This window comes from Pseudomonas sp. SDO5271_S396 (assembly GCF_054071795.1).
In genome coordinates this window covers 92,893-105,074 of the sequence record NZ_JBSVWB010000008.1, presented here as the reverse complement: position 1 = coordinate 105,074, position 12,182 = coordinate 92,893, and the positions used below count along the sequence as shown (strand labels likewise).

The window sequence follows — 12,182 nt, the reverse complement described above, 5'->3', positions numbered from 1 at the left end:
GCAAGCTTGTAGTTATACTACAAGAATTGCCGTTTTGCCCGTCCAATGCATCACTAAATCGCGCTGCCCGCCACTGAATCAAAGGGCAGCCAGTTTGTAGCCACACGGGCGGCGCGGGTGTCTCTAAGGAAAATCTGCATTTTGCCGTAACAATTGCGCCAGCCCTTCGGGCGGCATCGGCCGGCTGATCAGGTAGCCCTGAACCTCATCGCAGCGCTCTGCTCGCAGGAAATCCAGTTGCTGCTGGTCCTCCACGCCTTCGGCTACCACCTTGAGTGCCAACCCGTGCGCCATGGCGATGATTGCCCGGGTGATCGCGGCGTCTTCACGGCCCTGGCCCAGGCCGCGGATGAAGGTCTGGTCGACCTTCACGTAATCCACGGGAATGCGTTTGAGGTAGCTGAGGGACGAGTAGCCCGTGCCGAAATCATCGATCGCCAGTTTCACACCCAATTCCCGCAGTTGCTGGAAAGTGGTGATGATGTGTTCGACGCTGTCGAGCAACTGGCTTTCGGTCAGCTCAAGCTCCAGATATTGTGGGTCCAGGCCGGTTTCTTCCAGCACCTGACGCACCAGACTGACCAGCTTGCCTTGGCGCAACTGATGCACCGAGAGGTTTACCGACACACGAATGGGCGCCAGCCCCTGACGCTGCCATTCACACGCCTGCCAGCAGGCCTGGCGCAGCACGAATTCGCCCAGCGGCACGATCAGACCGGTTTCTTCGGCCAACCCGATAAAGTCGCCTGGCGGCACCATGCCCCACTGGGGGTGCTCCCAGCGGATCAGCGCCTCAGCGGCATTGAGCTTGCCGGTGGCCAGGCACAGCTTGGGTTGGTAGAACACACTGAGTTGGCGTTCTTCGAGGGCTTTGCGCAGGTGGTTCTCCAGCTGCAAACGCTCCAGGGTGCTGGCTTGCAGGCTGTCGGTGTAGAACTGGAAGTTATTGCCGCCCAAGTGCTTGGCGTGCTGCATGGCGATATTGGATTGGCTGACCAACGCAGAAATTTCCCGTGCGTTATCCGGCAGCAGACTGACCCCCATCGACGCACTGACTACCAGCTCATGCCCCTCCACCGCCACCGGCACGTGCAGCTTGGCCAGCAAGCGTGTCGCCACCCGTGCCAGGCTCGACAGGTTGCCGTAGGCATCGAACAGCACCGCGAACTCGTCGCCGGACAGCCGCGCAATGGTGTCCGCTTCGGGTAACGCGTTGATCAATCGACGGGCCATTTTTTGCAGCAACTGGTCGGCCACTTCATGGCCAAGACTGTCGTTGAGCAGCTTGAAACGATCGAGGTTGATATGCAGCAATGCCAGGCTGCGACCGCCCTGGCGTACGCGTTGATGGGCTTCGCGCAGCCGTTCGCGGAACAGCGAGCGATTGGCCAGGCCAGTCAGTTCGTCGTAGTGGGTGAGGTAGCGCATGCGCTCCTCGGACTCGCGCCGTGCCGACAGATCGGCGAAAAAGCCCACGATATGGCTAATTTTCCCTCGAACATCACGCACCACATTCAGTTGCAGCCATTGTGGATAGAGTTCGCCATTTTTGCGCGTTTCCACCAGTTCACCCTGCCAGGTGCCGTGGCTGAGCAACGCCTGGCGGATCACCGGGAAATGACGCCGTGCATCGCGACTGCAAGGCAACTCCACGACATTGCGCCCCAGCATGTCGTCGATCTCGAAGCCGGTGACGCGACTGAAGGCCTGGTTGACCGCGATCAGCACGTAGTCCGGATCAAGGATCACGATGCCCTCGCTGGCAGCTTCGAACACCGTCGAGGCCAGCCGCTGCTGTTCTTCCAGGGCCTTGCCGGCGCTGATGTCGCGGCGCGTGCCGAGCATCCGTGTGACCCGTCCGCCGGGCGCCCGTTCCACCGCGCGGCCACGGTCTTCGATCCATACCCAATGCCCGTCGCCGTGGCGCACGCGGTACTCCACCTGATAGTCCTCGCTGCGGCCCTTGAGGTGTTCCACCAGCGCGCGCTTGAGCAGCGGCAGATCTTCGGGGTGCAGACGCGGCTTGAGGTGGCTGAGCATCGCCGTCACGTATTCGGGTTCCAGGCCGAACAGCTCCTTGAGTTGGGTGTGATGGACCTCGTCGGTTTGCAGGTTCCAGTCCCACAGCCCCAACTCGCTGGCCTGCAAGGCCATGGCCAGGCGTGCTTCGCTTTTGTTCAGTGCAAGGCTGGCGGCGTCCAGTTCCTGGCTGCGTTGCGCCACACGATCCTGCAGGCCGGCTTGGGCGTCGCGCAGCTCCTGCTCGACCTGGCGGCGTTGCTCGACTTCACGCACCAGTTCCTGATTCAGCTGTTCGCTGCGCTGCTGCGCCAGTTGCAGGTGCTCGATCAAGGCCTGGTTCTGGAAGCGGCGCAGCAAACCGCGCTGGATCAGGCGGTTGACTTGCCACGCCACCAGGCTCAGGGACGCCAGCAGGATCAGGCCGAGCACGCCCCAGCCCCGCTGCTGCGGCTCGCCGCTCCAGAACAGGTAGAGGATGGCCGGCACCAGGCAGGGCAAGGTAAATGACAGGAACGCCGGCAGGCTGACGGCATAGGCCACGCTGGCCGACAGCGTCGCTGCGCCGATCAGTCCGAACACCCAGGCCTGCTGCATGAAGCTGTCCGTCGGCACCAGGGCGATGGCGGCAACGGACAGGGTCAGGCCGCTGGCCGCCGAGCCCAGCATGAACATGCGCCGCCAGACCGGCTGCGCCTGACGGCTGGGCATGGCCGAGTCGAACGCCGCCACCTGGATCACGCGCATGGCCACGAGGGCGAGCAGCCAGACCAGCCAGACACTGTCCAGCAGATATTGCCGGGGGTTCCACAACAGCCAGGCGCAAACCAGGCCGTTGATCAGCATCAGCAAGGTGGGCAGCAGCGAGCCCTGATACAGCAAGCGTGTACGTTCAACCGCCATCTCGGTGGCGTAGTGTTTGCGGATGACCTGCGCAGGCGCCGTCGAGGGGCCGAACAGGTCGGAGCTGTGGGTCATAGGCAGTGTTCTTATAATGGTGAGCCCGAAACGTCGACGGAGCATACACAAGCGAACGCGCAGGCCAAACTGCCCAACGTCATAAAAAGCCTGCCATGACCGAGCGCAAACTACGGTGCCAGACAGCCTGAGTGAGACACTGCGCGGCCTGCGGCCCCTGACCGACCGGTCATCACCCACGCAGGATTGTTTGTCGACCTCGGACCGCCGGGAATGTTTTGCATCGACCACCCGGCATCGGGATTTGCCCCACTTCTCCCGGGGCCATAGAATGCGCCGATGCGCAATGATGACCTCTCCCTTCTGCTGAACTCCCTCAACGATGCCCAACGCCAGGCCGTAGCAGCCCCCGTTGGCCGTCAGTTGGTCCTGGCCGGTGCCGGCTCCGGTAAAACCCGCGTGCTGGTGCACCGTATCGCCTGGTTGATCCAGGTCGAGAACGCGTCCCCGCATTCCGTCCTGTCGGTAACCTTTACCAACAAGGCCGCCGCCGAGATGCGCCACCGCATCGAACAATTGATGGGCATCAACCCGGCCGGCATGTGGGTGGGCACCTTCCACGGCCTGGCGCACCGCTTGTTGCGGGCCCACTGGCAGGAAGCCGGCCTGAGCCAGACGTTCCAGATTCTGGACAGTGATGACCAGCAACGCCTGGTCAAACGCGTGATCCGCGAGCTGGGCCTCGATGAACAACGCTGGCCCGCGCGCCAGGCGCAGTGGTTCATCAACGGCCAGAAAGACGAAGGCCTGCGCCCGCAGCACATCCAGGCCAGCGGTGATTTGTTCCTGGCTACCATGCGCAGCATTTATGAGGCGTATGAGGCGGCCTGCGCACGCGCCGGGGTGATCGACTTCTCCGAGCTGCTGCTGCGCGCCCTCGACCTGTGGCGCGACCACCCGGGCCTGCTGGCCCATTATCAGAAGCGCTTCCGACACATCCTGGTGGACGAGTTCCAGGACACCAACGCCGTGCAATACGCCTGGTTGCGCTTGCTGGCCAAGGGCGGCGACAGCCTGATGGTGGTGGGTGACGATGACCAGTCGATCTACGGTTGGCGCGGCGCGAAAATCGAGAACATCTACCAGTATTCCGAAGACTTCCCGGACGCTGTCACCATCCGCCTGGAGCAGAATTACCGCTCTACCGCCGGGATTCTCAAGGCCGCCAACGCCTTGATTGCCAACAATGCCGGGCGCCTGGGCAAGGAACTGTGGACCGACGGCGGCGAAGGCGAAGCCATCAACCTGTATGCGGCGTTCAACGAGCACGATGAAGCGCGCTACGTGGTGGAAACCATTGAAAGCGCGCTGAAAACCGGCCTGGCGCGCAGCGATATCGCGATTTTGTATCGCTCCAACGCCCAGTCGCGGGTACTGGAAGAGGCCCTGCTGCGCGAACGCATCCCGTATCGCATTTACGGCGGACAGCGCTTCTTCGAGCGTGCCGAAATCAAGAACGCCATGGCCTACCTGCGCTTGCTGGAAGGTCGCGGCAACGATGCGGCGCTGGAGCGGGTGATCAATATCCCGGCCCGCGGCATCGGTGAAAAAACCGTCGAGGCCATCCGCGATCACGCGCGCCACGCCGATGTGTCGATGTGGGAGGCCATGCGCCTGCTGATCGCCAACAAGGGCCTCACCGGCCGTGCTGCCGGCGCGCTGGGGGCGTTTGTCGAGCTGATCGAGAACCTGGCAGCCAAATGCGCAGAAATGCCGCTGCATTTGATGACGCAGACGGTGATCGAACAATCCGGGCTGATTGCCTATCACGAAGCGGAAAAAGGCGAGAAAGGCCAGGCCCGGGTAGAAAACCTCGAGGAACTGGTAAGCGCCGCCCGCGCCTTCGAAAACACCGAAGAAGACGAAGAGCTGACCCCGCTCGCCGCATTCCTCGGGCATGCGTCGCTGGAAGCCGGCGATACCCAGGCCGATGAGCATGAAGACAGCATCCAGCTGATGACTTTGCACAGCGCCAAGGGCCTGGAATTTCCCTATGTGTTCCTGGTGGGCATGGAAGAAGGTCTGTTCCCCCACAAGATGAGCCTGGAAGAGCCCGGCCGCCTTGAAGAAGAACGTCGCCTGGCCTACGTGGGCATCACCCGCGCCATGCAGAACCTGGTGATGACCTATGCCGAAACCCGACGCCTGTACGGCAGCGAGACCTACAACAAGGTGTCGCGCTTCGTGCGTGAAGTACCGAAGGGGCTGATCCAGGAAGTGCGCCTGTCCAACAGCGTCAGCCGTCCGTTTGGCGGCGGCCAGCAGCAGAATTCCAGCAGCCTGTTCGCGGGCTCCGAGATTCCGCAGACGCCCTTCAGCCTGGGACAGCAGGTCAAGCATGCGATCTTCGGCGAGGGCGTGATCCTCAACTTCGAAGGCACCGGTGCCCAGGCGCGGGTCCAGGTGAACTTCGCCGAAGGCAGCAAATGGCTGATGATGGGCTACGCGAAGCTCGAAGCCGTTTGATCGTTGATCGTTCCCGGGCGCAGCCAGGGAACGATCACTGGAGCTGCCCTTGTATTTCAGGCACGCGGGCCAATATCTGTAATTAGTCCTACAGACCATCCTGAATCGGTCTTACGCAAAAGCCCGAAACATTATGTCGCTAGCTACTGTCACTGCACCTGTGCAACATGGCGCGCGTGCAATCCACAAATGGGAATTCCCTTTATGAAACGTTTTCTTAGCATCGCCATGGCGTTGTGCATCGGCCTGACGATGAGCCTCGACGCCAACGCCAAACGCTTCGGTGGCGGCAAAAGTTCGGGCGCAGCACCCACTCACCAGACCAGCCAAATGGCGCCATCCGCCGGTGGCATGGGCGGCGCAGCCGCAACCGCTGGCGCGGCCGGTGCCGCTGGCGCTGCTGCCAAGGCCGGCGGTGCTTCGCGCTGGTTGGGCCCTCTGGCCGGTATCGCGGCCGGTGGCCTGCTCGCTTCCATGTTCATGGGCGGCGGCTTCCAGGGCATGCAAATCTTCGACATCCTGATCATGGCGGTCATCGCCTTCGTGATCTTCCGTTTCATCGCCGCCCGTCGCCGCAAGCAGCAGGAGCACCTGGCTCCAGCCGGCGCGCCGATGCAGCGTGAAGTGTTCGAGCAAAAGCCTGCCATGGGTTCGATCTTCGGCGGTTCGGCTGCACCTGCCGCCCGTCCGGTGATCAACGCGCCGGCCTGGTTCAATGAAGAGCGCTTCGTCGAAGCGGCCCGCGGCCACTTCCAGTCCCTGCAGCAACACTGGGACGCCAACGAAATGGACAAGATCGCCGAGTTCGTGACTCCGCAATTGCTGGAGTTCCTCAAGCGCGAACGCGCTGACCTGGGCGACGGCTTCCAGTCGACCTACATCGACGACCTGCGCGTACAGCTGGACGGTGTGGATGATCGCGCCGACAAGACCATCGCCACCCTGACTTTCAGCGGTGTGTCGAAGACCTCGCGTTTCGACCAGGGCGAAGTGTTCAGCGAAAGCTGGAACATGGAACGCCCACAAGGCGAAAACCAGCCTTGGCTGGTCGCCGGTATCCGCCAGAACGGCTGAAACCCGCACGTGTGAACAAGCAGTAACCAAAACCCCGGACATGTTCCGGGGTTTTCTATTTCACGGTTGCACTTATAGCGAGCTACTGTATAAAACGCCCCTATAAACCGCGCCATCTAGCAAGAGGATCCCGGCCGTGGAAGAAATCATCGAACAATTGCGTGAAGCCAACGAACCGGTCCCGGTTCCTCTGGAGTTGCCCGACGAAGATCAACTGGTTGAAATTGAAGAAGAGCTCTTCATCAATATCCCCTTCGTCTTCAAGGAATTTCTGCTGACCGTCAGTGATGTGGTCTATGGCAGCCTCGAACCGGTGACCGTCACCGACCCAGGCTCCCATACCTACCTGCCGGAAGTGGCTGCGACGGCATGGGACCTGGGTGTACCTCGCGAACTGATCCCGCTGTGCCAGGACGGTGATGACTATTACTGCGTGGAAGAGGACGGCACCGTGGTGCTGTGGTCTGCCGAAGAAGAAATCGTCACCGAAGAGTCATGGGAATCGGTGTGGCACTGGGCGCGGGATGTTTGGCTGGAAAGCTGATCCCTGGGGCAGAGCCTCAATGTTGTGATCCATGCCTGAGGGTGCGGGCTCGTTGTTTGAGGGGCTGCTTCGCAGCCCAGCGCGAGCAAGCTCGCTCACTACAGTGAAAACGCCTTAGTGCTCTGGGGTGTCCTTATGGTTATCCAGCGTCTCCAGCAAGGCGACCTGCATCCGCGTATGCACGCGGATGAACCACCGCCAGAGTACGGCCGCCACCGCCGCAGTCACCATAGCGATCAGCACCAGCAGTTTGTTGGTCGGCAGAATACTCGCCGACAAGGCCGCCAGGAGCAGGAAAATCACCAGCAGCGACAACAACGGGATCAGCTCGGCGATCACCCTTCGTACGCGCTGAGTATGTCGGCCGGCCATTTCCGGTTTCACGCTCATTTCCGCCAGCAACATCGACAGCGCTTTGAGCTTGCGGTACGCCGCAATCAGGAATGGCAACGACACCAGCAACGCCCCGCCCCAGATCAACGCTTTCTGCCAGCTGGGATCGCTGATCCAGCCTTCCAGATACTCACCGATACGCACCGCGAAAAAGCTGCCGGCCAGGAAGATCGCCACTACCAGCGCCAGGTTCACGCCCACTTGCAGGATGATCTTGCGGATCATCGACGCCAGCATCGCGCCCTCGCCCTGGGGCTGTATGCTACGCAGCCATTCGCCATACAGGCCGAACACTCGGCTCATGCGCTTGGGCATCACCGCTGCAATCTTCAACGACAGCGGATCGGCACCACGAATCAGGTACGGCGTAAGCAGCGTGGTGATCGCCGAAACCGCCACCGCCACCGGGTACAGGAAGTCGCTGGTCACCTGAAGCGTCATCCCCAACGCCGCGATAATGAAGGAAAACTCGCCTATCTGTGACAGCCCCATCCCAACCCGCAGCGACGTGCGGCCATCATTGCCGGCAATGAATGCCCCCAGGCCACAGGACAGCATCTTGCCCAACACCACGGCCACGGTGATCACCGCAATCGGCCAGGCGTATTGCACGAGGATCTGCGGGTCGATCATCAAGCCGATGGCGACAAAGAAGATCGCGCTGAACATGTCGCGAACAGGCTCGATCAGGCGTTCGATCTTAATCAACTGGCGCGACTCGGCCATGATCGCACCGATCAGGAACGCGCCCAGCACCATGCTGTATTCGAGCTTGACCACCAGCAGACAGAAACCGAAACACAGGCCCAGTACAGTGACCAACAGCATCTCGTTGCTTTCGAACTTGGCCACATAGGCCAGCAGACGGGGCACCAGCAGGATACCAATGACCAGCGCGACGATCATGAACAGCGAGAGCTTGCCGACCGTGGAGAACACCTCACCGGAACTGACCGTGCCGCTGACCGCGATGCTCGACAGCAAGGCGATGATCCCGATGCCGAGGATGTCCTCGACGATCAATACGCCGAAGATCAACTGGGCGAAGCGCTGGTTCTTCATCTTCAGGTCATTGAGCGCCTTGACGATGATGGTGGTGGAGGAAATCGCCAGGATCGCGCCGAGGAACAGCGAGTCCATGGTGTTCCAGTCGAACCAGCGGCCGATCTCGTAGCCGATCCAGATCATCAGGATGATTTCCAGGAACGCTGCGATGAACGCCGTGGCGCCCACCTTGAACAACTTGCGCAGGCTGAACTCCAGGCCCAGGCAGAACATCAGGAAAATCACCCCCAGCTCGGCGAGGGTCTTGATGGTGTCTTCGTCGTGGATCAGGCCGAAGGGCGGCGTATGCGGGCCGATGATAAAGCCGGCGACGATGTAACCCAGCACCACCGGCTGCTTGAGGCGGTGGAACAGAATGGTGACCACCCCTGCCACCAGCATGATCACGGCCAAGTCCTGGATAAAGCTGATGGCGTGCATGGCGAGGGGCTCCTTGAGGGTACTGGCGCTTTTCCCACTTCCGCCCGCGCCGTTGAATAATCGCAATTAACGGAAGGAAAAGTCGGCCTTGATCGTAAGAAATACCCTGAGACGGGCTTTTGAAGGTTAACACCGCGACTTCCGACAGAAAGCCGGTGCAATATATGGAAACAGAACGGTCCGGGCGTGACGACAAGCCGCCTGCCGGCGTCCCGTTAGGGATGGCGCTGCAAAGATTCCAGCACCCGCAGAGGTGCCTCCCCAACCAATGCCTACAACCCGTGAGTGTGCTATGGAACCCGGAAACGCCCAGCTGTCGATGACGGTACTGATGACCCCTGATATGGCCAATTTTTCAGGCAACGTACACGGCGGCACCTTGCTCAAGTACCTCGATGAAGTGGCCTACGCCTGCGCGAGCCGTTATGCCGGTCGCTATGTCGTGACCTTGTCCGTAGACCAGGTCATTTTTCGCGAGCCGATCCATGTCGGCGAGTTGGTGACCTTCCTTGCATCGGTCAACTACACCGGCAACACGTCGATGGAGGTGGGCATCAAGGTGGTGACCGAGAACATCCGCGAACGCTCGGTGCGCCATACCAACAGCTGCTTCTTTACCATGGTGGCCGTGGACGACCAGCGCAAACCCGCCGCCGTGCCGCCCCTGCAACCGCAGAACAGTGAAGACAAACGCCGCTTCGTACAGGCCCAGCAACGCCGGCAGATTCGCCAGGAGCTGGAGAAGCGCTACCAGGAAATCAAATCCGACACGCTGTAAGTTTCGAACTGTAAATCGGAGCAAATGTGGGAGCGGCGAACCGCCGCTCCCACATGGGTTTGTGTGTGCTTACAGGCCTATTGGCGTGGCTTCGAACCGTACGCGCGGATGCGCGATACGGTCCTGGGCACGCACCAGTTCCAGCTCGTAACTGGCGCAGGCCTGGGTTTCCAGCAGCACCTCATGCACGGCTGCGGCGGTAAATTCAAACGCGGCCAGCAGGCTGTCACCCAAAAGCACCCTTGCCAGAAACAGACCTGACGTCAAATCGCCCACCCCCACCGGCTGGCGAGGGAACGCCAGCAGCGGCCGACGCAGGTGCCAGCTGCCCTCCGCCGTCACCAGCAGCATCTCGAAACCCTCGGGCAGCTTGCCCGGGTAATCCAGATGCTTCACCAACACCGCTTTCGGCCCGCGTGCCAGCAACGCCTTGGCCATGGCTAGGCAGTCGAACAGTGATTGCGGCTTGCGTCCGGCGAAGCTGTCCAGCTCCAGCTGGTTAGGGCACAGGAAGTCGGCCACTGCCGCGGCCTCATCCAGCAAAAAGTCGCTGACGTCCTGGGGCACGATGCAGCCTTTTTCAGGATGCCCCATCACCGGATCACACAGGTACAGCGCCTTGGGGTTGATCGTCTTGATGCGTGCCACGCCGGCCAGAATCGCGCGGCCCTGCTGCGCACTGCCCAGGTAGCCGGACAGCACCGCGTCGCAGTTGCCCAATTCGCCTATCGCGGCAATGCCTTCAACCAACGCCGGAATCTGCTGCGGCGCGAGGACTTCTCCGGCCCACTGGCCATATTGGGTATGGTTGGAAAACTGCACCGTGTTCAGCGGCCAGACGTTCACCCCGACCCGCTGCATGGGGAACACGGCGGCGCTGTTTCCGGCGTGGCCGAAGACCACATGAGACTGGATCGCAAGCAGATGAGGTGTGCGTTTCATGCGGGAGATTTCCGTAAAGCCATTGAAATTCTGGCCGCGCAGTATGCGACTAAACGCAGCCTGTACGACAGACCGGCGACACAGTTAAGCTGCTCTCACTTTGTTGGAGTTCATCGCATGCTGACCCTGGGAAACATCTTCGTGTTGATGCTGCTGGCGACCGGCGCTGCCTGGGTGTGGCACAACCACGGCCTGCGCGAGCGCGCGCTGGAGCGGGTCAAGCAGCATTGCGCCAAGCTGGATATCGAACTGCTGGATGGCGCCGTGGCGCTCAAACGCATCGGTTTCGTGCGCGATGCCAATGGTCGGCGGCGTCTGGCACGCATCTACAACTTTGAATTCACGGTAACCGGGGAAACCCGCCACCCCGGGACCATCACCCAATTCGGCGCCCATAGCGCGCAGATCGAGCTGGCGCCCTACCCGTTCGAGATCAAGACACCGTTGCCCAGCGCCGAGGTGATCGAGCTGAGCCAATGGCGCCAGGACCACGGCACCAAGCACCGTCAGTAACGGCAAGCCGCCAATGCGCCCTGCAAGGCGGCCATGTCCTGAGGCCCGCTGAAAATCAATTCGATACGTGAATCGCGGCGCCATTCGCTGGGCTGCCAGACCAGCGAGCAATTATCCACAGCGTTGGCCGACACCCACCCCTCCGGGCTGTGGATAACCAGTTTGGCGCGATGCCATTCAAGACTGGTCAACCATTGATGCACGCGGGCAGTGTCGAATTGCTGGCTCGGATGCCAGCGCCAGCCGATGCTCCACCCCTCCTCTTGCGCCTGGCTCAGGCAGATTGGCAACGTGGGATCGCCCCAGATGGCGGGTAGTTGCCCGAGAGCCTTGGGCACCTCAAGGTTATCCACAGCGCCGCCCGCCTTGGCATCCAGGCCCGGTAGTTGCGCCAGCGGCAATTGCGCCTGGCGGGTCCAGTACAACGGACAATCGGGCAGTTGCCGCTCGATGGCCAGCCGCTGTGTGGCAGCCAATGTTTCGTCTTTGTTCAGCACCAGCAGACCAGCACTGGGCAGGGCTTCACGCTGTGTTTCAGGCAAGGGCTTGCCGGCCGCCAGGGCCTGGGCGTCCAGCACCAGCACACAAGGTTGAACCGCCAGGACGGTCTGCCAGGGAGCCTCGCGCAACTGCCTGAGCAACTGTGCCGGGTGGCCCAGACCCGAGGGCTCGATAAACAGCCGATCCGGTTTGGTCTTACGCAGCAAACGGCCAAGGCCGACCTGGAACGGTGCACCATTCACACAGCACAGACAGCCACCCGCCACTTCGCCCAGGGCAATGCCATCGTCATCCTGGGTCAGCAGGGCCGCGTCCAGGCCGATCTGCCCGAACTCGTTGATCAACACCGCCCAGCGCTCGTTGGCCGGACGCTGGGCAAGCAGGTGCTTGATGAGGCTGGTCTTGCCGGCGCCCAGAGGGCCGGCAATCACATGGGTGGGAATGTTCTGCAGCATGAGGGGCGTCATTCGGACCGTGTAGAGAGCTAGA

9 protein-coding genes are annotated in these 12,182 nt (G+C 61.4%); 5 read left to right on the top strand and 4 right to left on the bottom strand.

The genetic code is table 11. The features are described from left to right. Positions 1–123: 123 nt before the first annotated feature. On the bottom strand, positions 124–2,997 hold the full coding sequence (locus ACW9IN_RS08940) for an EAL domain-containing protein (protein ID WP_457365538.1): 2,874 nt from the start codon (positions 2,995–2,997) through the stop codon (positions 124–126). Positions 2,998–3,276: 279 nt separating this feature from the next. On the opposite strand from ACW9IN_RS08940, the gene uvrD reads away from it, so the two are divergent. From uvrD to ACW9IN_RS08925, 3 genes are all read left to right on the top strand, one after another. Then, positions 3,277–5,463, top strand: a complete 2,187-nt coding sequence (gene uvrD / locus ACW9IN_RS08935; protein WP_457365537.1) for a DNA helicase II — start codon at positions 3,277–3,279, stop codon at positions 5,461–5,463. Between the two features lie 204 nt (positions 5,464–5,667). After that, entirely contained in the window at positions 5,668–6,537 is an 870-nt protein-coding gene (locus ACW9IN_RS08930; protein WP_457365536.1) for a Tim44 domain-containing protein, read from the top strand. 136 nt (positions 6,538–6,673) lie between these two features. After that, positions 6,674–7,081: an SMI1/KNR4 family protein gene (locus ACW9IN_RS08925; protein WP_457365535.1), complete on the top strand. Its 408-nt coding sequence runs from the start codon at positions 6,674–6,676 to the stop codon at positions 7,079–7,081. 114 nt (positions 7,082–7,195) lie between these two features. Here ACW9IN_RS08925 and ACW9IN_RS08920 read toward each other — a convergent pair whose 3' ends face one another. Further along, a complete protein-coding gene (locus tag ACW9IN_RS08920) occupies positions 7,196–8,959 on the bottom strand; it encodes a cation:proton antiporter (protein WP_457365534.1) in 1,764 nt (587 codons plus the stop codon). Between the two features lie 292 nt (positions 8,960–9,251). On the opposite strand from ACW9IN_RS08920, the gene ACW9IN_RS08915 reads away from it, so the two are divergent. Continuing rightward, positions 9,252–9,737: an acyl-CoA thioesterase gene (locus ACW9IN_RS08915; protein ID WP_457365533.1), complete on the top strand. Its 486-nt coding sequence runs from the start codon at positions 9,252–9,254 to the stop codon at positions 9,735–9,737. Positions 9,738–9,806: 69 nt separating this feature from the next. Here the strand turns inward: ACW9IN_RS08915 and pdxY are convergent, their stop codons facing one another. Beyond that, a complete protein-coding gene (gene pdxY, locus ACW9IN_RS08910) occupies positions 9,807–10,679 on the bottom strand; it encodes a pyridoxal kinase PdxY (protein WP_457365532.1) in 873 nt (290 codons plus the stop codon). Positions 10,680–10,796: 117 nt separating this feature from the next. On the opposite strand from pdxY, the gene ACW9IN_RS08905 reads away from it, so the two are divergent. Next, on the top strand, positions 10,797–11,192 hold the full coding sequence (locus tag ACW9IN_RS08905; protein ID WP_457365531.1) for a DUF3301 domain-containing protein: 396 nt from the start codon (positions 10,797–10,799) through the stop codon (positions 11,190–11,192). On the opposite strand, the gene ACW9IN_RS08900 is transcribed toward ACW9IN_RS08905, so the two are convergent. Further along, a complete protein-coding gene (locus ACW9IN_RS08900) occupies positions 11,186–12,148 on the bottom strand; it encodes a CobW family GTP-binding protein (RefSeq protein ID WP_457365530.1) in 963 nt (320 codons plus the stop codon). The genes ACW9IN_RS08905 and ACW9IN_RS08900 overlap by 7 nt on opposite strands. Positions 12,149–12,182 lie beyond the last annotated feature (34 nt).